Below are 26,991 nucleotides of genomic sequence, written 5' to 3' on the forward strand. Positions count from 1 at the left end.
GCCGCACAGGGAACCGCGTGCAAAGCGTTGGCGGCATCATGGACAGGCTCCCCGTTCATGTCGCGATCTCGAACGTGGCGAGCACCGGATAGTGATCCGAGGCCATGTCGGTGATCGGTGTGCGGATCACTTCGCAGGCGCGTGCACAGCCCGCCAAGGCGCTCGACGCCAGCATGTAGTCGCAACGCATCACGGCGAACTCGGTGCCGGTGAAGGCGGCGGTGGGAACGGTCGGCACGCCGTGCTGCCCCAACGCATGAGCGACATCGACCCAGCCGGCGGCCTCCAGCCGGGCCAGCACCGTGCGATCGGCCGTATGCAGATCGTCAGCCAGGTAGCGGGCCCGGTGATGGGCTGGCAACACATCGAACCCCTCGGGCTCGGCGTCATGCGGCGAGGCCGAGTTGAAATCCCCGGTCAGCAACGTGAGGTTGTCCGGCGCGGCCAGCACGCCCAGGTAGGCGGCCTCCCGGCGCCGGACATCGGGGCCGTTCGGGCACAGGTGCGCGCTCATGAGCGTCAGCACGCGATCGCTGCCTGGCAAGGCCACTTTCAAGGTGGCCAGGGCGTGGTGGAAATGCGCACCATCGGCGTCGAAGCTCACAGGTCGAAGCGGCTCGCGCACGAAGATGGCCACGTTCTGGCCGGTGCGCGGCGCCAGCGCGAGAAAGCCGCGCATCCCGAGGCTGGCCTCAAGGGCATACAGCCACGCACTGCCGTTGGCCTCGAAGCCCTTGGCTTCCTGCATCAGGAACACATCCGGGCGCAGTTCGTTGATCAGGTCGATCTGTGCGTGTGCGCGCCGATCATCGGCGCCGTCACGGCCGCCGAACAGCGTGTTGTACGTCAGGACCTTGAGCTTCATGCCTGGCCTCCACGCTTGCTGGCCTTCTTCGCTGCAGGCTTCTTTGCGGCCGAACTCTTCGCCGGACTCTTCGCGATCAGACGCTTGGCCGCAGCCGGCTTCTCCAGCGGCTCGCCCTTGGCGTTCTGCTCGCGCTCGAACACTTCGTTGGCATAGGCCTCGAGCAGCTCTTCGCATTCGACGAGGCGCTGTTCCGCCGTCGCGCGGGCCGGCGCGCCATAGAAGTCCAGCGTCTTGATGCGCTCCAGCCAGTTCTTGAGCTTCTTCAGGTCTTCGTCGTTCTCCTTCACCTCCGCGAAGGTGTAGTGATCGGCCTTGACCTCCTTCTCTATCTCTTTCTTGTAGTCGACGCACTTGTCCAGGAACTCCTCGTAGTCCTGGTCGCGGTCGTGCTTGAAGTAGGCAACCACGCGCTCTTCCTGCTTCGCGTCGAGGGCCAGGGTTTCGAAGATCACGGCCTCGCCGCCGGCGCGGTCGATGTCGGCTTGGACCATTCGGAACTGGCGCTGGTGCTCGGTCGTGGTGGGCAGCACGCAGATGCTGTTCTGCAGGTAGACGGCGCCCAGGCTGCGGATGCGGCGCCAGATCGCCACGCGGAACTTGGAGGGTTCGGCGGGCACCTTGTAGGTCAACAGCAGCCAACTGGGTCTTTTTTCTTGATTCATGGATAATGTAGCGGTCGTTACACCATCAATGTATCGGCAAAGATCGAACGGCGCAAGCCAGTCCCAACCACATCCACAAGGAAGTCCCCGTTGTCGATCCTGCAAAACATCCGCCAGTGGGCGCGCCGCATCAAGCGCGACGCCGTGACCCTGTGGTTCGCTTGCCGCCATCCGGGCACCTCGTGGCTGCCCAAGGCGCTGGCGGCCTTTGTCGTTGCCTACGCGCTCAGCCCGATCGACCTGATCCCGGACTTCATCCCCGTGCTGGGGTACGTGGACGATGCGCTCCTGTTGCCCGGCCTGATCTGGCTGGCGATCCGGTTGCTGCCCAAGGACGTGCTCGCGGAGTGCCGTGTGCAGGCGGACGACTGGATGCGGCGTGGCGAAGGCAAGCCGCGCAGCCCATGGGGCATCGCATTCGTTGTTGCAGTCTGGCTCGGTGTTGGAGTAGCTTTGTGGCTGTGGCTTCGATAAGGAGGGAACATCCATGAACCCCATTGCGTGGTCGCGCCGTTGCGCAGGGACCTTGCTGGCGCTGTGTCTCAGCGGCCTGCATCGGGACACGCCACGTGAAGCAAAGGCCATCTGGCTGTTCGTTCTCGTGTACGCGGCAAGTCCGGTGGACTGGACCCCGGACGTGCTGCCCATGCCGAGCTACCTGGACGACCTGGTGTTGCTGACGCTCCTGTCGTGGCTGTCGTCACGCATGCTGCCGCGGGCCGTATGGCAGGAGTGCCGCGCCAAGAGCGACGACTGGATCGGCGTCTGCGCGGGTTGGCTCGTCCGCGCGTCGACGGCACTCATGCTGGCGTTCGCGCTGTCGGCGGTCGCGGGGTGGCTCTGGCTGTGGTTCGTTGCGTTGTCGGGGCGGTAGGAAGGCCCGATATAATCGCCGCCACTGGAGATGGCATTCCTCCATGAACCGCCGCGGCATCGCCCGCGGCTGATGATGCCTACAGACACCTGATCACATCACAGGGCTGTAGGCGTTCGCGTTCACATCTTGCTTTGCTGGTCGATCAGGCCCTTTGTTCCCGCTCCTGATCCACATGACCAGTTTTCGCCGCCCCGAACAACTCGAGCTCCTGCCGTACATCGGCAAGTGGCTCATCATCGCCAGCGTCGTGGCCTTCCTGGCCGGCTCCGCTTCCGCCTTCTTCCTCTTTGCCCTCGACTGGGCCACCAACTGGCGCGAGGCGCACCGCCAGGCCATCTGGCTGCTGCCGCTCGCGGGTTTTGCGGTCGGCTGGGTCTACCACCGCCTGGGCAAGCCGGTGGACGCCGGCAACAACCTGCTCATCGACGAGATCCACGATCCGAAGAAGGTAGTGCCGCTGCGCATGGTGCCGCTGGTGCTTGGAGGCACGGTGATCTCGCACCTGTTCGGCGCCTCGGTCGGGCGCGAAGGCACGGCCGTGCAGATGGGCGGCGCACTGGCGGACCAGCTCACGCATCTCTTTCGCATGAAGCACGAGGATCGCCGGATCTTGCTGATGGCGGGTATCAGCGCGGGCTTTGCCTCGGTCTTCGGCACGCCGCTGGCCGGCGCGATCTTCGGGCTGGAGGTGCTGGCCATCGGCCGCATGCGCTACGACGCGCTGTTCCCCTGCATGGTGGCCGCCATCGTGGCCGATCAGGTGGGCCTGGCCTGGGGCGTTCATCACACGCACTACGTCGTCAGCGAAGTGGCGCCCGTGGCGTTCTGGAGCGTGGTTGCCGTGGTGGCTGCGGGCATCGTCTTCGGGCTCACCGGGCTCGTGTTCGCGACCGCCACGCACCAGCTGAGCGCGCTGATGAAGCGCTGGATCGCCTACCCGCCGCTGCGCCCGCTGCTGGGCGGCATCGTTGTCGCCACGGCGGTCTGGGCGCTCGATGGCTACCGCTACATCGGGCTGGGTATTCCCACCATCGTCGAGGCTTTCAAGGCACCCCTTGCCCCGTGGGACTTCTTCGGCAAGCTGGCCTTCACCGTTGCATCGCTGGGCACCGGCTTCAAGGGCGGCGAGGTGACGCCGCTGTTCTACATCGGCGCCACGCTCGGCAACGCCATGGCGCCGCTGCTGCATCTGCCGTTCTCGATGCTCGCCGCCATCGGTTTCGTCGCGGTGTTCGCAGGTGCCGCCAACACACCGGTAGCAACCATCGTCATGGCCGTGGAACTGTTCGGCCCGGCCATCGGCCCGCTCGCAGCGATCGCGTGCATTGCCAGCTACCTGTTCTCGGGGCACGCGGGCATCTATCACGCGCAGCGCGTGGGTCACAGCAAGCACCGGCGAACGCTGCCGGAAGAACTGCGGATCGCGGACATCGCCCAGTACCGCAAGCAAGCGACTGCCAAGAAGGCTGCGAACCCAGAGGAGAAGCAGTGATGAGTGGCAGCAACACCACGCCCTCCAACAGCACCAATGTGCACCGGCTGACGGCCTTGCGCCTGTATTTCCCGGCGGGCAGCCGCGCCAGGGCCACGCGGTTCTGGCACCACCTGAGCGCGCCAGTGCTCGCCCAGCATCTGCTCGCCGTCGCGCGGCGCGCGAAGATCCAGCAAGCATTGCTTCACCAGATCAGTTCAGGTTACCTGCCGGGAGAGCGCTTGACGCATCACCACCCAGAGGTGTCGGGGATGAAGCACCCACAATGCCTGGAACTGCTCGATTCGGAAGAGCGGCTGCGCGCCTTCATGCACGAGCACGCCGAGGAGCTTCGCAAGGTCCGGGCTGTGCTGTTTCTATGCGAGTTGCCGCTCGTGGACCACGGCCCGGGGCACAGCTGATTCATCTCAAAAAAACGCCAGGAGACAGACCATGCTGACAGTTCGCAATCTTCGGCGTGCACCGACTTTCGGTGATTGGCTGCGCGAGAATTCATCGCTCCTGATCGCGCTGGCGCTCTGGGCGCTCACGGTGTTGTGGCTTGCCAGCGCCAGCCCACCTGATGCGGAAGGACAGTGGTACAGCCTCGGTTCGGTGGAAGGTCAGTTGGCGGCCACGCCAATGAGCAGCGAGGAGGCGTGTCAGGCGAGCGTTGCCGGTGCCGCGCTCGCATGCGTCCCGGGAGACGAATGGCGGTGAGAGCGTCTCGCTTTGCGCTCATCTCGCGACCAGCACCGAGCAATGCGCATGATCGACGACCCGTTTGGCGAGCGACGCTTCCGACATCCGCTGCATCAGCGTGCGCTGGCGGTGACCGATGACGATCAGGTCCGCCTCCAGGCGATCGGCGGCCGCGACGATCTGATCGGCGCAGTTGCCCTCGACGACCTCGAGTTCGAGGACGACCTGGGCCACCGCCGCCTTGTTGCGCAACAGGTTCAGGTATTCCCAGCATTGGCCCCGAATCTTGTCCAGGGATGCGTGCGTCTCTACTTCGGGAGACCATGCGACGGCCAGGACGTGCAGCGGCGCATGGGCGTCATGGGCCACCTGAAGAGCGCGTGTGAACGCAAGGTCAGCGGTCTGGGTTCCGTCGTACGCCAGAAGGACTTTGCCGAACATGGTGTCTCCTTTCCTGCCGACCGGTTTGCCGGCGCGCAGTCGCGATGACCGACCACGAGGTCATCGCGGGATCCCTGACGACGCCGTGGCCTGCGTCGCTGGCGCTTCCTCGGGCGGATCGACCTGGCCCAGGAGGTGCCGCGGCAGGAAGAAAGCATTGGCGATGAGCGTGGGCACCACCGCGCTGCCGATCACGGCGGCCACCAGATACGAATATTGCGCCTGATCGATCACTTTGTGGGATAGACCGAACAGCGCCGAAATGGTGCCGAAGGTGAGCCCGGTGGACATCAGCAGCGTCGTGTACGAGGCCTCCTTGCGGGGCGCGCCATACCAGCGCGACAGCGGATAGACGCCGGCCACCTTGGTGGCCATCTTGGCCGCCAAGAGGATGAGGAAGGCGCCGGGCGCCGCCACCAGCGCCGGCACCGAGACCAGCGAGCCGGCTCGGATGAAATAGAACGGCGTCAGCAGGCCAAAGGTCAGCGTGCGCAGCCGCCGCACCAGTGCATGGTCCTTGCCGACGGTGCCCGCCAGCACCATGCCGGTGAGATAGGCAGGCAGCACCGCCTCGCTGTCCGCCCAGGCCGCCAGCGCGCCCAGCCCGAACAGCAGGAACATCAGGTACTTGGCCTCCAGTTCCGAGGGCCGGCCGCCAAAGCGTTTGAAGAACCTCGGGGTCAGCCACGGCAGCACGATGGCGGCAACGCCGCAGGCCGCGAAGAAGATCAAGGTCTTGAACGTGAACGGCGCGAAGATGAAGCCCAGCGCCAGCACGGTGGCCAGGTCAGTGATAAAGCAGGCAGCGAGTACCGTCTTGCCGTAGTCGGTCGCGTTGAAGCCGAACTCCAGCATCACGGCGTACACCACGGCCACCGAAGTGGTAGACATCGCGATGCCGGCCAGCCAGCTCGCCGGGCCGGACCAACCCAGACCCCAGTAGGCAACGGCGGTGCACCCGAAGAAGGGGACGGCAAAACTCACCAGGCCGATGTCCGCCTGTCCATGTGCTTGATTGAACGCGAGTGAACCTTGCCCTGACGCTACCTGTCGGTGGCAGTGCGCCGTGAGGGTAGTTCTGGCCTTGTCGAAGACGTGGTCTTGTACGCCTCGGATGGTTTCCCTGCCGCAAGCGGCGCGACCTCGTCAACGATCCGACCTCCATTCATCCGAATCACGCGGTCTGCCGCCCCGAAGTAGCGATCGTCATGCGAGACCACGATGAGGGTCTTGCCCTGCCGCTTGAGTTCCGGAAGCAGTTCCTGGTAGAACACACGCCGGAATTCCGGGTCCTGGTCCGCGGCCCATTCATCGAGCATCATCACGGGGCGGTTCTCCAGCCAGGCATGGACAAGTGCGAGGCGCTTGCGTTGGCCCGTCGAGACATCTGTCGTGGAGAACGCACCGTCGACAAGCTTGACCTTGCCGGCAATCCCCAGTCGATCGATCAGTCCATCAGCGGCTCGAATCTGATCGGCGTCCTGCACAACGAGTTCATCGAACAGGTGATAGTCGGAGAAGATGGCGGAGAAGAGCTCGCGATAGGCTTCGCGGTTGTGGTCGTCCACTGGCACGCCATCGAGCAGGACCTGCCCTTGGCTCGGTTGATAGAGACCCAGGAGCAGCTTGATGAGCGTCGTCTTCCCGCTGCCATTGCCGCCGACGATGAACAGGGTCTCGCCGCGCTGAAGACGCAGGTCGATGGGACCCGCCTCGAACGGCACGGCGCCTTCTTCCGGCGCGTCGAAACGGTAGCGTTCGCCGGCCACGCTTCGGCCTTCGCGGTCACCGCGGGCTGTGCGATCTACCTGTTCAGACTCTCACCCGTTCTGTTCCTCGTCAGTGCCGTCGCACTGGTCGTCGGCATCGGAATCAACTACGTCGCAGCGAAGGCCTGGAGTCGCGACTTCGAGAAGGCGCGGGCCGGCGAGGACGAGCTGCAGAAGCACTACCGCGGTGTGGTGGAAGGAGCCAAGGAGCTTCGACTCAATCGGAAGCGGCGAGCGCAGGTGCATGGCGTCCGGTTGGCCGGCGCCGCCGACCTCGTGGCACGGCTCAAGGCCCGGGCACTGAGCTTGTTCTGGATCGCCGAAGGTACGAACTCCGCGCTGTTCTTCCTAGTCGTGGTATGGATTCTGGCGGCACGCCCGTCCCCGGAGATCGACGCACCGGTCGTCAGCGGCTTCGTCATCGTGCTGCTCTTCATCAAGGGGCCGATCGAGGAACTGGCCGCGCTGCTCCCTTTTTTCAGCCAAGCGCAAGTGGCCTTCCGGCGGATTGCGCGCCTGTCGGCCGACTTCCGACTGGAGGAGGAGACTCCCGCCGCCAAGTCGACTTCGCCTGTGTCGTTCGCCAACCACATCGAATTGCGGCAGGCACTCCGCGGTGAAGTCGCTGATGGTGTCGATGTCCTCGTTGAGGATCGCCTGCAACCGGTAGCTTTTCATGCGCTCCAGGGACGCGACGGGTGCGTTCAGCATTCGCAGGGAGACGTCCTTACGCAGGGCGGCGACAAGCCGCTGACCGGTGAAGCTATTGAGGATGCCTGCCACGGTATGACCTCCGACCGCGAACACGGCCAGAACCGCCAACCCCGCGATCGCAGAAATGGAGATAGCCGAAGTGCTGTGCAAGGCCGCATTGACCTGCTCGAGCAGCGAGGCCGTGGCGATGCCGCCCATGCCGCCCAAGACCGTTGCGATCGCGACGACATACGCGAAGGGTTTCAGCAAGCGCCACATGTCCATGGCAAAAGGGGAAGCATTCAGCAGTGGCGCTTTCATCGGGGCGATCAAAGTGTGCTGTCGCGGATGCAACAGACATGGCGGGCAGGGACAGGGCGTGCGGAGGTGTTCACGGCTAGCAAGGACACTTGAGAAGCAACCAGACGAAGGGCTCTCAACCTCGGCATTCTTGGATCCTCGGATAGAGAAGCAGGCCACGAACCATCAAGATCCGATGAAGAGCCCGCACGCCCGCGTGTTCGAAGCGTCGGACCATGGCACCCGCGCGCGTGCGATCACGCAAACCGGAAGCCGGTGGGAATGGTCTTCCCGGGCGGTCAACGACCGAACCTATCGGAAGCCCAGTCTCGTCCACTCACCCGACGCTCCAAGCCGGCCCGCGCAACGGGCTCGGCGCAACGCTCAGACTGCCGGCTTGCCGGGATCCGAAAGGATCCCGTCCCGTGGCAGGTAGATCCGGATTTCGGCTCCACCCTCTGCGCCAGCAACCGCTTGCGCATGGCCGCCGTGTGCTCTGCAGATTGCCTGGACAATCGACAGGCCCAGCCCGGCTCCCCCCGCGTTCCGGGAACGGGATTGTTCTCCGCGCCAGAAGCGCTCGAAAAAGCGGGTCAGGTCCTGCCCCGTCGCGCTCTTGCCGCGGTCTCGCACGATCAGTTCGATGACAGTTGGGCTCGCGCGGCAATCGACCTCCACGATGCCGCCGTCGCTCGCATAGCGAATGGCATTGTCGATAAGCGCCGAAAGTACCTGGCCCAACCTGCCCCTGTCGGCGCGAACGATCTGGTCGCCGCCTAGATGATTGACTGCCACCAAGCCACACGCTTGCAGAGAAGGCTTCGCCCATGAGATTCGCTCGTCGACGAAGCTGCGCAGATTGAAGTCGGTGATCTCCAACTGCAGTCGGCCGCCTTGGGCGAGCGAAAGAACCTGCAGGTCGCCGATGATGCGATTGATCTGCCCGAGCTGATCCAGCACAGTCCTGATCTGCCGATCCTCGAGTGGGAACACTTCGTCGATGATCCCCTGCAGCCGCCCGATCGCCGCTGTGAGCGGTGTACGAAGTTCATGGGCGATCGCGGCACTGGAGTCCTGCAGTTCCCGGTCGTACGCTTCGAGGCGCTCGGCCATCATGTTGAAATGGCTCGCGAGGCGCTGCAGTTCGGCGGGCGCGGAGTCGAGCACAGGCGCTCGCGCGGAAAACCGGCCCTCGGAGACGGATTCCGCCGCGGTCGCGACATCCAAGACGGGCTGAACGATGCGGCGTGCCAAGAGCAGCCCGAAGGCCACCACGAAGGGAAGGATGGCCAGGCTCAGCAGTGTCTGGACAAGCAGGTCATCGGAGTCTGAAGGGGCAACAAAACGATCTCCGTACTCGCTGTAGATTTCCCTCAACCGTTTGGAGTTCTCTTCAGTCCTAGGAGCGGCTTCGCGCTCCTTGAGTTCGGCAACGATCCCGCTGGGCAGCTGCGAATCGATCTTGTCGGACCAATGGCTGTAGCGAACCCACATGCCCGCCTGGACGGAAGCCGTGGCGGCGATCGCCAAGGCCACCATGCGCCAGGTAAGCCATGCCCACAGTGACCGACGCGACGATTTCATCCAGGATCGCCAAGGCGATAGCCGACCCCGCGCACAGCGAGGGGAATGCCGCGGACACCCTGTTCCTCCAACTTTTTGCGCAAGTTGTGGACGTGCGTGTCGACGACCCGCTCGAGCGCGTCGCTCTCTGGCAGGGAGGCCTCCAGCAATTCGGAGCGGCTGAAGGCCTTGCGCGGCTGCCGCATCAAGGTCGCCAGCAGCTTGAACTCTGTGATCGTCAAATCGAGCGGCACCTCATTTCCCACCACGCGCGCCATCACAGCCTCCAGGTCGATCTCGAGAGTACCGCAGGCCAGGCGAGGTTGCGCATTGCGTTGTGAACCGCGGGACCGCTTCAGGACGACCTGCACGCGCGCCACCACTTCCTTTGGATTGAAGGGCTTGACCACATAGTCGTCGGCACCGTAGAGAAGTGCACCCAGTTTCTCCACTTCCCCTTCAACGGCCGTGACCATGATGACCGGGACATCGCCAACTCGCCGGATGGCGGCCAGGATCTCGCTTCCCCCGACGTGCGGCAGCATGTAGTCAAGCAGCACGAGGTCCGGCTGCCATTGCGCGAACACCTTCATGGCTTCGCGCCCATCTGGGCAGACTGTCGTGAGATAGCCGTCGCGATGCAAGTACGCCGCGAGCACCTCGGCAATCTCGGCATCATCTTCGACGATAAGAATTCGCTCATTGGCCATGGAAACTGCGATCTTTGGGAGTTAGGAGTAACACGGAGCTCTGGCGAGCCTGTGCAGCAGTTACGTTGCTGCCGAGGCTAGGTCGGCGGACAACTTGCTTCCGGCACCGAAACATTATCGAGGCTGCTTGAGCGGCCCTGTTGCTGCGACCTGACCAAGCATGCAGACGGCTCAGCGAACGACATTCTTTCGCCATCGTGCAAAGAATGGGATGGGTCTTGATCAAGATTTGATCAAGATGGGGCATCGCAGCAGTGCCGACCTCTCAGGCAATCGGACTTGATCCGATCTCCACCGAATACGCAATGTTTGCCGATGTTGAGGCGGTCCACTTGATGCACTTACCTCTTCTGCCAGTTGCTCCGCCTTGTTTCGCGCACGACTTTCTACCCCCCGCCTTGCCTTGCTGCTGTGCGCTCCGCTCCTCGCATGCGTCCTATCGGCCTGCTCCACGGTCGAACTTCCAACGCTGCCGGGCGATTTGCCGGCGGGTTGGCGCCAAATTGGCGACACGCCCCCCAATGCCATTCAGCCCGACTTGCAAACATGGTGGAAGGTACTGGACGATCCCCAACTCGATGCCATGGTCGATCAGGCCATGACGCAAAACCTGACGATGGCACAGGCGCGCAGCCGCCTGCGCCAGGCGAGATTGCTCGCACGACGCGACCACACGCAGCATCTGCCGACGCTTGCCGGGAATGCCCGCACTTTGCAGGACATCTCGGCAACGGATAACTACTTCCAGGCCAGTGTTGATGCAATATGGGAACTGGGGCTGTTTGGTGCGCACGAGTCGGCGCAGCGCAATGGCAAGGCCCGGGTGGATGCGGCGATCGCGGCCGATCATGGGGCGCGCGTGTCCAGCATTGCCGAGGTGGTACGTACCTACGCTGAGCTGCGCGACGCCGTGCATCGCGAAGCGTTGCTGCAGCGGCTGGCGTCGCTGGACGATCAGACGCTGGCACTGCTCGATTTGCGGCATCGCCTGCGGCTGGGAGCGCCCGATGAGCGGCTCCAGGTCGTCGAGCGTCTGGCGCAGACGCACGCCCGATCGAGCGAAGCGCGCGAGACGGCCGAGCGGGCTTCGCAAGGACTCGCCATGCTGCTGGGTCGAGCCACCCCCGACGAGGCCTGGACCCCGGCTGCGACTTGGCCGCCGGTGCCGCTGCCAGGCACGAAGATTTTTGCGCTACGGCAAGTGCCGGCGGACTTGCTGCGATACCGCCCTGAAATACGCAGCGCCGAGGCGCAGGTGCTGAAGGCAGCCGCTGAACTGGGAATCGCCCGGGCAGAACTCTATCCCCGGATCGCGCTCGGGGCCTCAATCCTTTACGCGCACAACCTCACGCGGCACAGTCGCCGCACTTCGGACAACATTCCGGCAATCGGCCCGGTGATCGACATCCCTCTGTTCGACTGGGGCCGCAGGCGTGCCTTCGCCGATGCGCAGAAGGAAGCGCTCGATGCCTCGCTGATGGCCTATCGCCAAGCTGTCCTGGAAGGTGTCGCGGAGACCGAGTCGGCCCTGAGCCGGTTGCAGCACGCGCAGGAACGCACCCGACAACTCCAGATCGCCCTTGACGCAAGCGATCGCCGCACGCAAGCCCAGGTCTTGTTGGTGGGCTTGGGGTTGGCGAGCGAGCTCGATCGCCTGGCAGCCCAACGTGAGGCGCTGCAACAGTCCATCGCTCTTGCCGCTGCTCATACCAGCCACACGCTCGCGTTCGTGGCGCTGTACAAGTCGCTTGGCGGTGCGCCATGGCCCGCCGGCGTCGAAGGGTCAGCCTCATGATCGCATTGGCGCGCAAGACCATCGTCCATGAGTGGCGCCGCTTCGTGCCGGCCGTCTTGGCCGTTGGGTTCGCAGGTCTCTTGCTGACCGTGCAAGCGGCGCTGGTGCTGGGAATTTTCGGCAGTGCGGCCGTCTATGTGACGGCGTCCTCGACCGACCTGTGGGCGGGCTACCCGGGCACGCAAAGCGTCAATTTCGGCCGCGACATCAATGCCGACGTGGAGATGCGCCTTCGCATGGACCCTGGCGTCGCCGACGTCGAGCCCTACCTCTGGGTGGAAGGCGACTGGCGCAACAAGGAGCGATCCGGCGGCGGGGTCTCGGTGTATGTTTCGGGCATCCGCACGGACGCGGACGCCATGATGTTCTCCCGTGTATTGCCTCTGGCGTTGCGCGGGCGGCTGCGCGAACCCGGTGCGGTGATCGTAGACCGGTCGGATCTGGATCAGCTCAGGACGCCGGTCGGGGAGCATGCCTGGCTAAATGGTCAGCGCGTGCAGATCGTGGCCGCGCTCGACGGCCTGCGCGCCCTCGGTGGCGTCAACGTGCTGGCGTCGACGGCGACGGCGCGCGGGTTGCGGGCTGGCGAGTCGTCCTCTGCAGTGACGTACTTCGTGGCGCGGATTTCTCGCGCCGATCAGGCCGATGCCATCAAGTCACGCCTGGTCGGCAGCACAACCTTCGGCGCTTTCGAAGTCTGGACGGCCGCGGAATTCGCGCGCCGTTCACAGTTGTACTGGATGTTCGATACCGGCGCCGGTATCGCCGTGCTGTTCATGGCCGGCATTGTCTGCTTGGTCGGCGCAGTGGTAACCAGCCAATCGCTGATGGCGGTCGTGGCGGGCTCCGCGCGTGAATACGCCATGCTCAATGCTTTGGGAGCGAGCCTGGGCGCTCTGCGTCGCATCGTGGTCGAGCAGGCCTGCTGGGTCGGATGCATCGGTCTGGCGGTCAGCGGTCTGTTCACCAGCTTGCTTCTCTGGTTGGCCGCCCACTACGGCGTGCCAGTCGGCATGGGTGCCGCGGTGGCACTGGCCTGCGCGGCTCTGGTACTCGGCCTCGCACTGATATCTGGCCTGATCGCCGTGCGCGGGCTGGTGCGTGCCGATCCCGCGATGTTGCTGAGGTGACCATGAGAGTGCTTCCTCCGCTTGCGTCCTCGCACGCGAGCCTCGAAGGGCGCCAGCTCAGCAAGTCCTTTCTGTCGGGAAAGGTGCGGGTCGACGTGCTGCGCAAGCTGTCCATTCGCATACACCACGGCGAGCTCACACTGATCTCCGGACCGTCGGGCTGTGGCAAGAGCACGCTGTTGTCGCTTCTGAGCGGACTGCAAACGCCCGATTCAGGGCAGGTTCTGGCCCTCGGCGATGAACTGAGCCAAATGGACAAGCGCGCACTCGAGCGCTTCCGTCTTCGACACACCGGCTTCGTGTTCCAGGGATTCAATCTCTTCGCGGCGCTCACTGCACGCGAGCAGGTGCAGTTGCCGCTCGGCTATCTTGGTCTGAGCTTTCGGCAATCGGCAGAACGCGCGATGCAGGCCCTGGCGGAAGTGGGGATGAACCACCGCGCCGATGCCTTTCCAGCGCAGTTGTCGGGTGGAGAGAAGCAGCGGGTCGCGATTGCCCGCGCGCTGGCCAAGGAGCCGCAGCTGCTGTTCGCCGACGAGCCAACCAGCGCACTGGATGCGGACAACGGCCAGAAGGTCATTGACCTGCTGCACGAGATCGCACGTGTCCACGGCACCACTGTGCTGTGTGTCAGTCACGACCCGCGCCTCGTGCATCACGCCGATCGCGTGTTGACGATGGAGGATGGACAGATTCGCGGCGACACGAGGCCCGAGACCGCGGCACGTCGGCCCGTCTACAAGGAAGTTCACTGATGAATCCCCTCCCGAAGGACCGGCTGCATCGGCGCCTGCCGTGGATCTTGCTGCTGGCCACCGCCATAAGCGGTTGCTCGAAGCCCAGTCCCCCTTCTACCCCCTCTCCCGCAATCGTCGCCCCTAACGCCACGGGCGATTCGCCCCGGCTGCTGGCGATGGCGCGCGGCAAGGTCGAGGTGCGCGGCGGCTTGCTCGATGTCGTGTCTCCCCTGAATGGCGAGATCGAAACCCTGGACGTGGGCGAAGGCGATCTCGTGCAACGCGGTCAGGTGCTGCTGAAGCTGGCATCCGAGCAAGCGCGCATGGAGGCCGACCTCGCCCAAGCCGACCTGCAACTGGTGCAGGCGCGCAAGCATGCCCAGGCCGCGCGCCTGCCCGCCGCACGTCAACTGGCCCGACGCATGGACGAGGCGGCCCGTGCGGGAGCCCTCGATCCGCAGCGTACCGAAGAAGCGCTTCAGGCCCAGCGCGACATCGAGGCGGCCATGCGTGTGTTGGAGGCGGAAATCGCCATCGCGCGCCAGAAGGTGGACCTCGCGCGTCTGGCCGTCCGGCACCACACGATCACGGCACCCCACGACGCCATCGTGCTCAAGCTCAATGTCCAGGCCGGCGCCCGTGTCGCAGCCCAGGGAGCGCCCCCGCTGATGGTTCTCATGCCGCAGCGCGCGCTGATCGTGCGAGCCGAACTCAACGAGAGCTACGTGGCGAGCGTCAAACCCGGCATGCGCGCCACCATCCAGATCGAGCGCGACGCCCATGACGGCGCCGAACCGGCGCAAGTCGCCGCGCACGTGCTGCGTCTGAGCGCCGCCTATGGGCCGAGCCGCCTCGACGACGAGACGCCTCAGCGTACGGGCCTGCGCGTGGTGGACTGCATTCTTGAACTTGATCCGGCAGCCGCTTCGAGGCTGCGCCCGGGTCGCAACGTGAGGGTGAGCTTCTATGAGTGAGTCATTTCAAATCGCGTCGCGTGCAGCGGCAACTTGCACCACGCCGTCAGCCGGCTGGACCATCCAATGCGATTTCGATGGAACGATCAGCGTCGAGGATGTCACGGACAGCTTGCTGCGGCGCTTTGGCGGTCGTGGCTGGCAGGCGCTGGAGAAGGCTTGGGAAAGCGGTCAGATCGGCTCGCGCGAATGCATGAGCGGGCAGGTGTCGCTCCTGGACATGAGTGCACAAGAATTCGACTCTCACCTCGACCGGATGTCCATCGATCCTCATTTCCGGGCCTTTGTCGGCGCGGCTCGGCTCAGGGGTATCAGGGTGCAGGTGGTCAGCGACGGAATGGACCGTGCCATCAAACAGATCCTGCGGGCCCACGGCCTGGGTGACCTGCCGGTGATCGCGAATCAGCTGGTTCAGGTCGGCGAGCGCGGCTGGCGGCTGTACACGCCGCATGCCAGAGCCAGCTGCGAGCGCGCCAGCGGAAATTGCAAATGCGCCTGCCTGTCCGAGCAGCGCAAGTTGCACGGCAAAGTCCTGTTCATCGGCGATGGCAGCTCCGATTTTTGTGTTGCGGGCAAGGCTGACTTCGTGCTGGCCAAGGACCGCTTGATCGGGCATTGCCGAGGCCAGCGGATTCCGCACGTGGCGTTCGAGAATTTCCGCGAAGCGCTGGCGCTGATGCTGGAAATCACGCAACCCAAGGATTGCCTCGCATGAACCACACGATGGACGATTCCGAAGGCTCCCCGAGTGACTCCCCTGTGTGTGTGACGCAGCACGAATTTCTGTACGAGGGTCACGGCGAACGTGCCCGCACCGGCATCCTGCTGGTGCACGGTCTCACAGGCACGCCCAATGAAATGCGCTTGCTCGGCAAGGGCCTGCACCGCGCAGGCTTCACCGTCTACGGGGTGCAACTGGCAGGCCATTGCGGCACCCAGGAAGACTTGTTGAGGACGCGCTGGCAGGACTGGGCGACGAGCGTGCACTCCGGCGCCGAGCGGCTGCGCAGTCGCACCGATCGGTTGGTGGTGATCGGGTTGTCGATGGGTGCGGTCCTGGCGCTGGAACTCGCAGCCAAGCGGCCGGAACTGGTTGACGGCGTGGGGGCCCTGTCCACCATGTTCTGGCATGACGGCTGGAGTATCCCGCGCTACACAAGACTCTCATTCCTCCTGAGGGGCTTCCGGGCACTCGGCATCGGACGCAGTCAGGTCTTCATGGAACAGCCGCCCTACGGCATCAAGGACGAAGCGGTGCGCAAGCGCATCGTCGAACGAATGCAACAGGGGGACAGCGCCGCCGCCGGCCTGCCGGGGAATCCCTGGTACGCCATCATCGAAATGCGAGCGCTGTCGACGCACGCGCGGCGCCAGCTGGGCCGCGTGCGCGCACCTTGCCTGGTGATGCACGCCAGCCAGGACGATGTCTCCAGCGTGGCCAACGCCAGGCTGGTTCTGCGCAAGGTGCGCGCTCCCGTCGAACTGGTGCTGCTGCATGACTGCTATCACATGATCACGGTCGATCGCGAACGTCGCACCGTCACCGCGCACGCGGTGGATTTCGCCAGTCGCATCGCAGTCGCCGCGCGCCGGACCAGTTTATGCGTGGCACAGCAGACCGAGACGGCCAAATGTGCGGGTGCCGGCTCGCTCGCGTCATGAACGCTGCGCTGGGCCACCCCAAGCCAGCGCGTGCCGGAGCGCGAAGCACAAAGGTATCCCGATGAGCGCTGCCTTTACGCCCCTGGTTCTCTCGCTGTGGACACTGAACGTGCTCATGGACAGCGGCGGCCAGTTGGCCTTCAAGGCCGCCGCACGCAGCCCCGATGACTGCGATGGCCTGGCGCGCTGGATCTGGATGGCGCGCCGTCCCTGGCTCTGGGTCGGATTGAGCTGTTACGTGGCCGAGTTCGTGCTGTGGCTGGCGTTCATTTCCCTGGTGCCTTTGTCGCAGGGTGTGCTGCTGGGCTCGATCAACATCGTTGCGGTCATGCTCGCCGGGCGGTACCTGTTCGCCGAGAAGCTCTCGCCCATGCGGGTTACCGGCATGCTCCTGATCTCGATCGGTGTGGCCGTCGTAGGTTTGCACGGATGACCGAGACGCGCCGTTTCTATGTCGCGGGCTTTCTCATGCTCGTGGCCTTCGACACCTTGGCACAACTGAGCTTCAAGATGGCAGGCGAACAGGCGCTGCCGCTCGCGTTCAATTCGGCATGGCTGGCAAGGGTCTTCGGCCAGCCGTGGATCTACGGGGCTTTCGCAGGGTACATCGGCGCTTTCTTCACCTGGATGCGCCTGCTCAGGCATACGCCGATCGGGCCGGCGTTCGCAGCCTCACACCTGGAAGTTGTCGCGGTGATGGCACTGTCGTATGCGCTGCTGGGCGAGCGCATCGGCTGGCCGCAAATCGCGGGCGCCCTGAGCATCCTTGCCGGCATCGTTTGCCTGGCCTTTGGCGAGAAGCAGGACGGCGCATCGACAGGCGCGGCAAAGGCCGAGCATGCCGGTGCGCCCCGGCGCTGCGATGCCTCGGTACCTTGAGCGCTTAGGCGAGGTCCCCCCCACCGCCGGGCTACCGCTGCTCCGCGCGGACCTGGGCTGGCCGACTCGACACGCCGACGCGGATCTGGGTGCAGCGCTCGCGCGCTTCCTGCGCGTGGAAGCCGCGCAGATCGAGTGCTCCGGCACCGCTGCGCTGGTGGTGGCACTGACGGCGCTCAGTCGTCTTGTGCCCGAACGCGACGAGGTGGTGGTGCCGGGCTACACCTGCCCTCTGGTCGCGCTCGCGGTGATCCATTGCGGTCTCAAGTTGCGGGTCTGCGACCTGGGCGCCGGCACGCTCGACCTGGATCCGGCGCACTTGCAACGCCTGTGCAATGCCCAGACGCTCGCCGTGCTGCCGACCCACCTGGGCGGGCGGATCGCCGATGTAGCGACCGCACTGGACTGCGCCCGCCGTGTGGGCGCCTGGACCATCGAGGACGCAGCCCAGGCGCTCGGCGCGCAGGCCGAAGGTCGCAGCGTGGGAACACGGGGCGATATCGGGTTCTTCAGTCTGGCGGTCGGCAAGGGGCTGAGCATGTTCGAAGGCGGTGCATTGGTCGTGGGGGACCCCGCGCTGCGCGAGGCCTGCGCACAGGCAAGCGTCGATGTGGTGCCACCGCGCGCGGGCTGGGAATTGCGGCGGTCACTGGAACTGCTTGGATATGCCCTGTGCTACCGCCCGGCAGTCCTGCGCTGGGTCTATGGGCTGCCGCTGCGCCGGGCGCTGCGGCGTGGTGATTGGCTGGGTGCTGCAGGCGACGTTTTTGAGCCGACTATCCCGTTGCATCGCGTGGGGCGTTGGCGCCAAGCGGTGGGCGTCCGGGCGCTGGCACGACTGCCAGGCTTCCTGGCGCAATGCACAGCGCAAGCGCGTCGGCGCCGCAATCGACTCGCAGACATTCCCGGCGTGCAGGTATTGGAGGACAGCGCGGCAGTGCCATGTGCCGCCGGCGTGTGGCCGGTCTTCCTGATTCGGTTGCCTACGCGAGCCCACCGTGACAGCGTGCTACGTGCTGCCTGGGGCAACGGGTGCGGCCTGAGCCTGCCTTTCGCGCATGCGCTGCCCGACTATCCCTGCCTTGCGAGCGCCATGGCGCCCCAGGTGCTGCCCCACGCGCGCACCATGGCCGCTCGCCTGCTGGCCATCAGCAACAGTCCATGGCTCGACGATGCACGATTCGCCGTGCTTTGCGACACGCTGGCCGAGCACTGTGCCTCGGCACCTAGAACACCGATGTCGCCAGGTCGCCATAGTTGAGCGACTGGGTTTCGAGAGCCCACAGAAGGTCCTTGCGCGCGTCGATGTAGTCGCGCGTCAGTGGGACCGCATCCTGGCGGCGCGCCAACTGGATCTGGAAGACGGCGATCTGCTGGTGATGAAACGCCGCCTCCGACATCGAGAGGTAGAACTCCCAGATCCTGCAGAAACGCTCGTCATACAGCGCCCGTGCCTCATCACGCCGAGCCAGGAAGCGTTCACGCCAGAACCGAAGCGTCTGCGCGTAATGCAACCTCAAGACCTCGATATCGGTCACGACCAGACCGGCGTTTTCGATGGCCGGCATGCATTCCGAAAGCGAAGGCAGACTGCCGCCCGGAAAGATGTATCTCTCGATCCACGGATTGTTGAAGTCAGGCACATCGGAGTTACCGATGAAATGCAGGAGCATGACGCCGTCGTCGGCCAGGAGCTCATGGCACTTGCGAAAGAACCTGTGGTGATTTCGTCGTCCCACGTGCTCGAACATGCCAACGGAGACGATTCGCTCAAAGGTGCCGGCCGTGTCGCGGTAGTCCTCCAGCCGGTACTCCAGGCGCTTGGCCTGGTGCGACTCAGCGGCTCGGCGCTTGGCGCCGGCCAACTGCTCTTGCGACAGCGTCGTGCCAGTGACGTGCAGGGCGCCGCCGATCTCGGCCAGGTAACGCGACAGGCCGCCCCAGCCGCACCCGATGTCAAGGACCCGATGGTGCGGGTCCACAAGCAGCTTGGCGGCAATGTGCCGCATCTTGGCGAGTTGTGCGACTTCCAGGCTTTCCTCGCCGGTCTGGAAGTAGGCACACGAGTACTGCCGATCAGCGCCGAGGAACAGGCTGTAGAGCCGATCGTCCAAGTCGTAGTGGTGCGCCACGTTCGCGCGCGCCCGGCGATGGCGGTTGCGCTCAAGCAATGGACGCAACAACATTCGCCCTCGGTCGAGCACGCGGACGAACCCGTGCGGCTGCAAGTCCTTTGCGTCCCGCAGCAACAGTTCCAGCACGTCGTAGATCGAGCCCTGTTCGATCTGCAGCCGTCCTTGCACGAACAACTCGCCAAGCTGCAAATCGGGATCCAGCAGCAACGCCAGCATGGCTCGACGATCCGTGAAGCGGATCTGCGCGCGTGGCAACCCCTGGTCACCGAAGGTCAGTTTCTTTCCGTGCGACAGGACCACCGTCAGGGTGCCGCGCCAGACAAGTGGCTCGAAAGCCCGGCGCAGCAATCTTTCGATGAGCGCGTCACGCATGTTGCGGCGGGATTGGGATTGAATGCGCATGAATGAGTTAGTGGGTGATCAGGCCGACTTGCCCGAGGCGGGGCAGCAGGCGCTGGTTGAGGGCGTGCTGCTGTGTCTGCCAGCGCGTCAGTTGCTCTTGCCCGATGTCCGTGTCCTGCCCGTCCCCCGCGCTGAGCCAGCGCTTCCAGGCGCTTTGGTAGCGATAAGACGAGACCTCGCCTGTGATGTCGCTGCCGACGAGCTGTCCTCGCAGGGCATCGATGACCTGGGTCGACTGCGCCTCCAGCAAAAGGCCCTGGTCCCAGTTGGTGTGCACCACGTCGGGCGCGAACACGTCCTTGTCGATCGACAAATAGGTGGGTCGGCATTCCCGATGAAGGTGCTCGGCCAGTGCATCCGCGAGCGCCTGCGTGCTGGAGAAATTGCGAAACGCCGATGCCACGCCGAGCCAGCGCGCCCAGCCGGTGTCCACGCCGACGCTCCAGTAGCTCAGTTTGCCTGCACGCAGGGGCGAGAGTTGGTTTTCCCAACTGTGACGCCAGCCGATGTCACTGGAGGTGATGCCTGCCACGAGCACATGTGCGACTTCGGGCAGTTGCGCAACATGGCGTACCCAGGAGCCGCAGTGCACGCCGAAAGGAAACCGCATGTTGTCGGGATGGTTGTCCAGAACTACCACGCGCAACTGCGACCGCCGCAGGCCCAGCGCACGGATGCAGCGCGCCACCAGTGGCCAGGTCAGGTGATGGAAGTCCCCGCTGCCCATGAATACCGGGCCGTGTCGGGCGGGAGCCGGCAGCCAGATATCGAGTTGGCGTGCCAGCGCACGCATGTGCCTGAGGCCGCAGCCGAAGCGCAACGCCTCCTGCCGATCTCCCAGTGGAATGCGCCACTCGCTCGCAAGCGGTCCGACCGACCGATCCAGATCCAGGACGACAGGGGGAAGGCTCATGCGGCAGGCTCCGACCTACGCCAGGCACGGTCACGCTCGAAGCGGCTCACAAAACACCGCGCCAGCCAGCGCAGCAGCGGATTGCGCACGTATACGGCGTGTCGAGTGAAAGTGAAGCTCGCGCCCAGTTGCGCCTTGACTTCGGGATCCGTCCATCCGGCGACGTAGTGCGTAAGGCCGCGTTCGATCGCGTATTCCAGATTCAGCACCCAGCTCACGAAATACAGGTTGCACTCACGCGCTTCTGGATAGCTCAGCCCGATGTACTTGTCCACCAGCTTGTTGTCGGCCTCGAAGCACAGGTTCCATCCGATGAGCTTGCCTGTGCGACGGTACTCGAACACCACGCCGCCGGCCGACGCATCGCGCAGCACATGCGAGAGAAAGGAGCGCGTGAGGTGGTCGAAATGCAGTTCGCTCTGCGCATAGACGGCTTCGTAGAGCGCGTAGTACGCGTCCGTGAACTCTGACGACTCGAAGTGCTCGCTGCCCGTAGCGATCCGTCGAACCTCGAGTTGGGCGAGGCTGCGCAGCTTTCGGCGCAAGTTCTTCCTTCGGCTCGCCGACAAACGCTCCATGTAGGTTGCGACGTCCGGAAAATCGATGGGCACATAGGCCAGCGCCTGGCCTTCGACCAGCAGGCATCCTGCCTCCAGACAGGCGCGCATCAATGCGGAGGCCCTGGCGTTGTCTGCGGTACCGAGCAATGGCGATTCGGCAGGAAGGTCCTTGAAGACCATCAGCTGAAATTGCTGACCCCAGCGCTGCAACAACGCTGCGGCCCACTCCTGCGGAAGTCGCTCGCGCGGTGCGAGCAAATATTCCGATGCAGTGCTGCCCACGAATGCGGTGCGCACGCGCAGGTGGCGCAACCAGTAGCGAGAAAATGGCAGCGATTCAGCCCGTCGCCTCAGCGCGGCATCGGCCGTGGTCAGAAGGTCGAACGGTGCCGCGAACACCGGGGCGGCGCGGCGCGGCTCGGCAGTCGGCCCAAGGCCACCCTCGAGCAGCGCGAATCCCTCGGGCGGATGCGAAGCGAAAGCATCGACCAGCGCATCCGGCTCAAGCTGGTGGAAAAAGTACACCGCCTGATGTCAGCTGCGCTTGGCACGGGCGATCAGCTGGTCGAGCAGCACCATGGCCTGGTCGATCTCGGCCCGCGAGATCTCGAGCGAGGGCGCGAAGGTGATCACGTTCTTGTAGTAGCCGCCCACGTCGAGCACCAGGCCCATCTTGCGGCCGTCGTATTCGAGGTCGCCCGCCAAACCGATGTCGACCATCTTGTCGAGCAACTCGCGGTTGGGCGTGAAGCCGTCCTCGGTGCAGATCTCGGCGCGCAGCGCCAGACCCATGCCGTCGACGTCGCCGATTTCCTTGTGGCGCTTCTGCAGTTCCTTCAGGCCTTCGAGGAAGTAGGCGCCGCTGTCGCAAACCTGCTTGCCATAGTCGATCTCGGCCGTCATGCGCAGCACCTCCAGGCCCAGCGCCGTGCCCAGCGGATTGCCGGCGAAGGTCGAGTGCGTCGATCCCGGCGGAAACACCTGCGGGTTGATCAACTCTTCGCGGGCCCACAGGCCGCTGAGTGCGTTCAGGCCATTGGTCAGCGCCTTGGCGAACACCAGCACGTCGGGCTGTACGCCGAAATTCTCGATGGCCCAGAGCTTGCCGGTGCGCCAGAAACCCATCTGGATCTCGTCGACCACCATCAGGATGCCGTGCTCATCGAGCACCTTCTTCAGACCCTTGTAGAAATTGGGCGGCGGCACGACATAACCGCCGGTGCCCTGGATCGGCTCGACGTAGAAGGCGGCGTACTCGCACTGACGGGTCTTCGGGTCCCACACCGCGTGGTATTCGTTCTCAAACTTGCGCGCGAATTCGCGCACGATGGAGTCCGAGTACTCTTCGGCGGTCATGCCCTTGGGACGGCGGAAGGGATACGGAAAGGGGATGAACTGCGCGCGGTCGCCGAAGTGACCGAACCGGCGGCGGTAGCGGTAGCTCGAAGTGATGCTCGATGCACCCAGCGTGCGGCCGTGATAGCCGCCCTCGAAAGCGAACATCAGGCTCTTGCCGTTGCTGGCATTGCGCACGACCTTGAGTGAATCCTCGATGGCCTGCGCGCCGCCCACGTTGAAGTGCACGCGGCCCGCACGGCCCCACTTTTTCTCGGCATCCTGCGCGATCCACTTCGCAAGTTCGATCTTGGTGGGGTGCAGGTACTGGCTGGCCACCTGCGGCAGCGTCTCGAGCTGGCGCTTCATGACGTCTTCGAGGCGCCTGTTCTTGTACCCGAAGTTCACGGCCGAGTACCACATCTGTAGATCCAGGTAGGGCGTTCCCTCGGCGTCGTACATGTAGCTGCCATCGCAGCCGGAGAAGATCTTGGGCGGGTTCACATAGTGAACCGTGTCCCCGAAGGAACAGTATTTCGCCTCGTCGGCGAGAAGTTGTGAATTCATTGGAAGAGATTCCATCAATCTTGAAAAGGCGTCGCGATCGTGCCGTCAGGGCCGTCGTCGCGCCGCGAAGGCGATCACCGTCTCGACCGCCATGGAAGGAATCGCCCCCCGGCAGTACGCGTTGAAACGGATTGCAAGGAGTCTGCGCGTTGGACGTTGGCTGGCTATCAAGCGTCTGTGTGGAATCGATGGAGACGCGGCATGTCACGCCACCTCGATCGCGCGAGCACGGATGGTTTCCCGACAAACGGGTGAGCAATGAACTGCACCGTCACCTTGAGATGCCAATGCTCGTCGCGGTGTCTCGCGGTGCGGCGCCGGCTCGCCAACGTCGCCATCGAACTTCGCAGCACTCTGATGCAGCGCAGCAAGAGAAGTGTGCTCGGCGCATGGAAGGGGAAGAACCTCGGGAGCCGCCCGTTTATCTGGATCGAATCTTGAGAATTCTGCGACCGAATGTGGACGCTCTTTGCCGACACTGCGCTCCTTGACGACGGGCGCGTTGCCCGTTGAGAACACTCAAGGGTCTGCCGGTATGAATTCGATGAAGTTGTGGCGCATCTGCGGTATCGCCGGGATAGTCGCCGTGACCGTGCTGGTGACGGCGTGCAGCAAGCCGGCGCCGTTGACGGCGGACGCCCCAGCGCAGGCCTCGGTGCTGACCCTGCGGCCCGCTGCTGTGACGATCGCCGACGATCTGCCAGGGCGGGTCGCGGCCGTTCGCACGGCGGAGATCCGGCCACAGGTCGGAGGCATCATCTATCGCGGCAGCGACGCCCAGTTCGACGATGTGTCGGAAGACGACAAGATGTTCCTCGCCCGCTACATGCAGAGCCAGTTCACCGAGAAGCTGAATGCACGCTTCCGAGGCGCCTCGGCCAGGAACGTCAATGCCGTGCGGATCAAGCTGACGCTCACCGGCGCCAAGACGAACACGGCCGTGCTCAGCACCGTCTCCCGGTTCGACCTCATGGGCGGCCCCTACAACGCCGTGCAGGCCGTCCGCGGCAGGGAAGGCGCCATGACGGGCTCGGTCAGCTTTGCGGTCGAGATCTACGACGCCTCGACCAACGAGCTGCTCGGGGCCTACGTCGCCAAGCAGTATCCCAATGCATGGAACCTCAAGGCCGGTATCGGCGCCAGAAGTGCGTCCGTCGTAGGCATTGAAAAAGGGGCCGATCAGCTGGTCGCTTATCTGCAGTGACGCAGCACCCATCGATTCATCACAGCCACCAGGAGCATCCGATGACTTCCATCCGCTTTTTCCGCCTTGCATGCCTGAGCGCCGTCTTCGCGGTCGCCTTCAACGCCAATGCCGAAGTCTTCACTTCCCTGGCCTCCAGTGCCGGTTCCGCATCCAGCGGCAGCGTGTCTGCATCGCTGCGCGGTTCGAGCAAGAGCTCGTTCGACGGCGACAAGGTGGCCGAGGGCGACTACCGCATCACCGAGGTCGCGGAGGCCGCCGGCCGCGCCGGCTTCACGCGCGTCGCGATGCAGCGCGACGATACGCAGCAGCGCATCGTGCTCGAACTGCCGCAAGCCACCTTCGCGAAGGAACACTTGGTTCCCGGGGACCAGGTGCATGCCCAACAGCGCGCCTACGGAACCGCATTCGCGCGCAGCGACAACCGCAAGGCGTTCTACCTGGTGCTTGCCGACGATTGGTACGGGGAGCTGGCCGCCCGCCCCGTCAGCCTTTGAGCGTCGTGCACCGGCTCGCGCTGGGGCTCGCGGCAATCCTCGCTCTCGCATGGGGCACGGCGCAAGCGGCGCCAGGCGGGACGGGACCGCTGGCTTCCTCGCAGTTCTGCGATTACACGAAGCCGTTGACTGCAGACCAGCAGGACCGGTTGCTGCGTCTTGCCGCCGTCGTCCGCGACGAGCTTTCCGCCACCGGCGACGGTGCCGTGCTGATCAGCCGTTCCGGGCTCGATCTTTCGCGATTTCACATTCGATACTCCCACGCCGCCATCGCATGGCGGGACGAGAACGATGCATGGTCTGCCCGCCAGCTGTACTACGCCTGCAACGAAGGCCGCCCACGAATCTACGACCAGGGCCTGACGGGCTTCGTGATGGGCATTGACGACCCCACGCTGAGCTACATCTCGATCGTGCGGCTTCCCGCCGGCGCGGCTCAAACGCTGCGGCGCACGGCGCTCGACAAAGCCGGCGCGCTGCACCTGCTGGCCGCGACCTACAGCGCCAATGCCTATCCGTTCAGCCTGCGCTACCAGAACTGCAACCAGTGGGTCATGGAGCTGCTTGCCGTCGCGTGGGGCAATCTGGCCGACGGAGACGACCTGCGCGAACGCGCCCAGAACTGGTTGCGGCAGGCGCCCTACGTGCCCGAGCCGGTCGACGTCGACTCGCACGCGCTGATCTTCGCGTCTAACTTCGTTCCGCTGTTGCATCTGGACGACCATCCAGAGGAAGACCGCTACGCGCTGAAACTGCGAGTCAGCCTGCCCTCGACCGTTGAGACGTTCGTGCACGAACAGCTGCCCGAGAGCCAGCGCATCGAACTGTGCCATGACGGCAAGCAGGTTGTCGTGCACCGCGGCTGGACACCTATCGCCGATGGCTGTCGGCCGGGCGACGGTGATCGTGTCTTGCAGCTCGACTAGCCAACGCACCTCCAACACCGCCTTGCGACGAAGGAAACACGAATGCGCCCATCGATCCACGCCATGATTCGCGCCACCGCTTTCGCGCTGGCTGGCTGCACGGGGGCGCAGCCCCTCCCCCATCGCGGCTTCCGGTCGACGGAAGAGGACCAGGAGGCACTGGCTCAGGACTCGGTCGCCCAGTTCAGCGACGGGCCCAACACGAGATTCAGCCTGGTGATGCGCCAAGATGCCTCAAGGGCCGGCATCGACAATGCGGCCGGCGATTTAACTGCCCGTCCGGCGTGACACGGCGCCGCGACCGGATGCTCTCGTTGATCTGGCTAATTCCTGTGGTCGCGGCATTGATCGGCCTCGCGCTGGTCGCTCGCGTCCTCCTCGAGCCCGGTCCCACGGTCGAGGTGAGCTTCGGAACAGCCGACGGTCTAGAGGCCGGCAAGACGGTCGTGAAGTACAAGGAGGTGCAGATCGGCGTGGTGCAGAGCCTGCGCCTGTCCAGCGACCGCTCGCACGTGCGCGTGGTGCTGCAGCTCGACCGGGACGCCGAGGGCTTCGCTGCACGGGACACGCGTTTCTGGGTGGTGCGACCGCGACTCGACACCACGGGCATTTCGGGCCTGGGCACCTTGCTGTCTGGTGCCTACATCGGCGCCGATGCAGGCTCGTCGAGCGAGAACAACAGGATGTTCGTCGGCCTCGAGGCGCCTCCCGTCGTGACGCACGGCGCGTCGGGCACGCAGTTTCTGCTGCATGCCGAGGACGCAGGCTCGCTCGGCGTGGGCTCGCCGGTGTTCCTGCGGCGCATCAAGGTTGGCCAGGTCGCCGCCTATGAGCTCGAACGCGATGGCCACGGCGTCTTGCTGCGGATCTTCGTGAACGCGCCCTATGACGCCTTCGTCGGCGCCAACACGCGCTTCTGGCATGCCAGCGGTTTCGACCTGCGGCTCAGCGCGAGCGGCGCGACGCTGCGCACCCAGTCGCTCACGTCCATCCTTCTCGGAGGCATCGCCTTTGGCGCGCCAGACGAAGCCCGCGGCCCGGCGGCCCCGGAGGGCACAGCCTTCGCGCTGGCCGGCGACGAGTCGACTGCCATGAAGACGCCGGACGGCCCGGCGCAGACCCTGCTGCTGTACTTCAACCAGTCGCTGCGCGGCCTGTCGCCGGGCGCGGCGGTGGACTTTCGCGGTGTCGTGATCGGCGAGGTGAAGGCCATCGGCGC

The 26,991-nt window shown here is 64.8% G+C and carries 30 protein-coding genes, 1 pseudogene and 1 riboswitch; of the genes and pseudogenes, 19 read left to right on the forward strand and 12 right to left on the reverse strand.

Going from position 1 to position 26,991, the window contains the following annotated elements; all coding sequences use genetic code 11:
- Positions 1-55 precede the first annotated feature (55 nt).
- Together ACSFBF_RS35005 and ACSFBF_RS35010 are read right to left on the reverse strand one after the other, a co-directional pair.
- Entirely contained in the window at positions 56-865 is an 810-nt protein-coding gene (locus tag ACSFBF_RS35005) for an endonuclease/exonuclease/phosphatase family protein (RefSeq protein ID WP_435462829.1), read from the reverse strand.
- The gene (locus ACSFBF_RS35010) at positions 862-1,530 is read right to left on the reverse strand and encodes a Chromate resistance protein ChrB (protein WP_435462828.1); all 669 of its coding nucleotides are present in this window, start codon (positions 1,528-1,530) and stop codon (positions 862-864) included. The genes ACSFBF_RS35005 and ACSFBF_RS35010 overlap by 4 nt, the downstream gene beginning before the upstream one ends.
- 90 nt (positions 1,531-1,620) lie before the next feature.
- Between ACSFBF_RS35010 and ACSFBF_RS35015 the strand changes: the two genes are divergently transcribed.
- From ACSFBF_RS35015 to ACSFBF_RS35035, 5 genes are all read left to right on the forward strand, one after another.
- The gene (locus ACSFBF_RS35015; protein WP_435462827.1) at positions 1,621-2,004 is read left to right on the forward strand and encodes a YkvA family protein; all 384 of its coding nucleotides are present in this window, start codon (positions 1,621-1,623) and stop codon (positions 2,002-2,004) included.
- A gap of 13 nt (positions 2,005-2,017) precedes the next feature.
- Positions 2,018-2,404 (forward strand): YkvA family protein, encoded by a 387-nt coding sequence (locus ACSFBF_RS35020; RefSeq protein WP_435462826.1) that lies wholly within the window; start codon positions 2,018-2,020, stop codon positions 2,402-2,404.
- A gap of 17 nt (positions 2,405-2,421) precedes the next feature.
- Positions 2,422-2,493, forward strand: a riboswitch (Fluoride riboswitch).
- A gap of 86 nt (positions 2,494-2,579) precedes the next feature.
- Entirely contained in the window at positions 2,580-3,899 is a 1,320-nt protein-coding gene (locus ACSFBF_RS35025; protein WP_435462825.1) for a voltage-gated chloride channel family protein, read from the forward strand.
- Positions 3,899-4,300: a hypothetical protein gene (locus tag ACSFBF_RS35030; RefSeq protein WP_435462824.1), complete on the forward strand. Its 402-nt coding sequence runs from the start codon at positions 3,899-3,901 to the stop codon at positions 4,298-4,300. Before ACSFBF_RS35025 ends, ACSFBF_RS35030 begins: the two co-directional genes overlap by 1 nt.
- A gap of 31 nt (positions 4,301-4,331) precedes the next feature.
- A complete protein-coding gene (locus ACSFBF_RS35035) occupies positions 4,332-4,598 on the forward strand; it encodes a hypothetical protein (protein WP_435462823.1) in 267 nt (88 codons plus the stop codon).
- An 18-nt stretch (positions 4,599-4,616) separates the two neighbouring features.
- On the opposite strand, the gene ACSFBF_RS35040 is transcribed toward ACSFBF_RS35035, so the two are convergent.
- From ACSFBF_RS35040 to ACSFBF_RS35065, 6 genes and pseudogenes are all read right to left on the reverse strand, one after another.
- Positions 4,617-5,021 carry a universal stress protein gene (locus tag ACSFBF_RS35040; protein ID WP_435462822.1) on the reverse strand — a complete coding sequence of 135 codons (405 nt, stop codon included), beginning with the start codon at positions 5,019-5,021 and terminating at the stop codon, positions 4,617-4,619.
- Between the two features lie 60 nt (positions 5,022-5,081).
- Positions 5,082-6,005, reverse strand: coding sequence for a cation:proton antiporter (locus tag ACSFBF_RS35045; RefSeq protein WP_435462821.1), 924 nt, complete (start codon positions 6,003-6,005; stop codon positions 5,082-5,084).
- A gap of 59 nt (positions 6,006-6,064) precedes the next feature.
- Positions 6,065-6,778, reverse strand: a pseudogene (locus ACSFBF_RS35050) (cyclic peptide export ABC transporter); the annotation flags it as partial.
- Positions 6,779-7,138: 360 nt separating this feature from the next.
- Positions 7,139-7,804 (reverse strand): ABC transporter transmembrane domain-containing protein, encoded by a 666-nt coding sequence (locus tag ACSFBF_RS35055; protein WP_435474967.1) that lies wholly within the window; start codon positions 7,802-7,804, stop codon positions 7,139-7,141.
- Positions 7,805-8,167: 363 nt separating this feature from the next.
- Entirely contained in the window at positions 8,168-9,367 is a 1,200-nt protein-coding gene (locus ACSFBF_RS35060; protein WP_435474969.1) for an ATP-binding protein, read from the reverse strand.
- Positions 9,364-10,056 (reverse strand): response regulator transcription factor, encoded by a 693-nt coding sequence (locus tag ACSFBF_RS35065; protein ID WP_435462819.1) that lies wholly within the window; start codon positions 10,054-10,056, stop codon positions 9,364-9,366. Before ACSFBF_RS35065 ends, ACSFBF_RS35060 begins: the two co-directional genes overlap by 4 nt.
- Before the next feature lie 367 nt (positions 10,057-10,423).
- Here ACSFBF_RS35065 and ACSFBF_RS35070 point away from each other — a divergent pair, with 367 nt between their 5' ends.
- From ACSFBF_RS35070 to ACSFBF_RS35110, 9 genes are all read left to right on the forward strand, one after another.
- Positions 10,424-11,851 (forward strand): TolC family protein, encoded by a 1,428-nt coding sequence (locus ACSFBF_RS35070; protein WP_435474971.1) that lies wholly within the window; start codon positions 10,424-10,426, stop codon positions 11,849-11,851.
- A complete protein-coding gene (locus ACSFBF_RS35075) occupies positions 11,848-12,981 on the forward strand; it encodes an ABC transporter permease (RefSeq protein WP_435462817.1) in 1,134 nt (377 codons plus the stop codon). Before ACSFBF_RS35070 ends, ACSFBF_RS35075 begins: the two co-directional genes overlap by 4 nt.
- 2 nt (positions 12,982-12,983) lie before the next feature.
- Positions 12,984-13,736: an ABC transporter ATP-binding protein gene (locus ACSFBF_RS35080; RefSeq protein WP_435462816.1), complete on the forward strand. Its 753-nt coding sequence runs from the start codon at positions 12,984-12,986 to the stop codon at positions 13,734-13,736.
- Positions 13,736-14,692 carry an HlyD family secretion protein gene (locus ACSFBF_RS35085; RefSeq protein ID WP_435462815.1) on the forward strand — a complete coding sequence of 319 codons (957 nt, stop codon included), beginning with the start codon at positions 13,736-13,738 and terminating at the stop codon, positions 14,690-14,692. Before ACSFBF_RS35080 ends, ACSFBF_RS35085 begins: the two co-directional genes overlap by 1 nt.
- Positions 14,685-15,407, forward strand: coding sequence for an MtnX-like HAD-IB family phosphatase (locus tag ACSFBF_RS35090; protein ID WP_435462814.1), 723 nt, complete (start codon positions 14,685-14,687; stop codon positions 15,405-15,407). Before ACSFBF_RS35085 ends, ACSFBF_RS35090 begins: the two co-directional genes overlap by 8 nt.
- A complete protein-coding gene (locus ACSFBF_RS35095) occupies positions 15,404-16,354 on the forward strand; it encodes an alpha/beta hydrolase (protein ID WP_435462813.1) in 951 nt (316 codons plus the stop codon). Before ACSFBF_RS35090 ends, ACSFBF_RS35095 begins: the two co-directional genes overlap by 4 nt.
- 61 nt (positions 16,355-16,415) lie before the next feature.
- Positions 16,416-16,787, forward strand: a complete 372-nt coding sequence (locus ACSFBF_RS35100) for an EamA family transporter (protein WP_435462812.1) — start codon at positions 16,416-16,418, stop codon at positions 16,785-16,787.
- A 35-nt stretch (positions 16,788-16,822) separates the two neighbouring features.
- Complete coding sequence (locus tag ACSFBF_RS35105) at positions 16,823-17,233, forward strand: EamA family transporter (RefSeq protein WP_435474974.1); 411 nt, start codon at positions 16,823-16,825, stop codon at positions 17,231-17,233.
- A complete protein-coding gene (locus ACSFBF_RS35110; protein WP_435462810.1) occupies positions 17,193-18,494 on the forward strand; it encodes a DegT/DnrJ/EryC1/StrS family aminotransferase in 1,302 nt (433 codons plus the stop codon). The genes ACSFBF_RS35105 and ACSFBF_RS35110 overlap by 41 nt, the downstream gene beginning before the upstream one ends.
- Here ACSFBF_RS35110 and ACSFBF_RS35115 read toward each other — a convergent pair.
- From ACSFBF_RS35115 to ACSFBF_RS35130, 4 genes are read right to left on the reverse strand one after another with little or no spacing between them, the layout of a single operon-like run.
- Positions 18,460-19,770: a class I SAM-dependent methyltransferase gene (locus ACSFBF_RS35115; RefSeq protein ID WP_435462809.1), complete on the reverse strand. Its 1,311-nt coding sequence runs from the start codon at positions 19,768-19,770 to the stop codon at positions 18,460-18,462. The genes ACSFBF_RS35110 and ACSFBF_RS35115 overlap by 35 nt on opposite strands.
- A 7-nt stretch (positions 19,771-19,777) precedes the next feature.
- On the reverse strand, positions 19,778-20,683 hold the full coding sequence (locus ACSFBF_RS35120; RefSeq protein WP_435474977.1) for a hypothetical protein: 906 nt from the start codon (positions 20,681-20,683) through the stop codon (positions 19,778-19,780).
- A complete protein-coding gene (locus ACSFBF_RS35125) occupies positions 20,680-21,768 on the reverse strand; it encodes a GNAT family N-acetyltransferase (RefSeq protein WP_435462807.1) in 1,089 nt (362 codons plus the stop codon). The genes ACSFBF_RS35120 and ACSFBF_RS35125 overlap by 4 nt, the downstream gene beginning before the upstream one ends.
- A gap of 9 nt (positions 21,769-21,777) precedes the next feature.
- Positions 21,778-23,145, reverse strand: a complete 1,368-nt coding sequence (locus ACSFBF_RS35130; protein ID WP_435462806.1) for an aspartate aminotransferase family protein — start codon at positions 23,143-23,145, stop codon at positions 21,778-21,780.
- A 535-nt stretch (positions 23,146-23,680) separates the two neighbouring features.
- On the opposite strand from ACSFBF_RS35130, the gene ACSFBF_RS35135 reads away from it, so the two are divergent.
- From ACSFBF_RS35135 to ACSFBF_RS35155, 5 genes are all read left to right on the forward strand, one after another.
- Positions 23,681-24,349 (forward strand): DUF3313 domain-containing protein, encoded by a 669-nt coding sequence (locus tag ACSFBF_RS35135; RefSeq protein WP_435462805.1) that lies wholly within the window; start codon positions 23,681-23,683, stop codon positions 24,347-24,349.
- Between the two features lie 41 nt (positions 24,350-24,390).
- Positions 24,391-24,846, forward strand: coding sequence for a TOBE domain-containing protein (locus ACSFBF_RS35140; RefSeq protein WP_435462804.1), 456 nt, complete (start codon positions 24,391-24,393; stop codon positions 24,844-24,846).
- Positions 24,843-25,772 carry a DUF2145 domain-containing protein gene (locus tag ACSFBF_RS35145; RefSeq protein ID WP_435462803.1) on the forward strand — a complete coding sequence of 310 codons (930 nt, stop codon included), beginning with the start codon at positions 24,843-24,845 and terminating at the stop codon, positions 25,770-25,772. The genes ACSFBF_RS35140 and ACSFBF_RS35145 overlap by 4 nt, the downstream gene beginning before the upstream one ends.
- 42 nt (positions 25,773-25,814) lie before the next feature.
- Entirely contained in the window at positions 25,815-26,060 is a 246-nt protein-coding gene (locus ACSFBF_RS35150; protein ID WP_435474980.1) for a hypothetical protein, read from the forward strand.
- Positions 26,057-26,991: PqiB family protein (locus ACSFBF_RS35155; protein ID WP_435462801.1), on the forward strand; the 935-nt coding region annotated here is incomplete at its 3' end. The genes ACSFBF_RS35150 and ACSFBF_RS35155, both read left to right, overlap by 4 nt.

Source organism: Variovorax nivicola (assembly GCF_051216475.1).
Taxonomy (GTDB): domain Bacteria; phylum Pseudomonadota; class Gammaproteobacteria; order Burkholderiales; family Burkholderiaceae_C; genus Variovorax.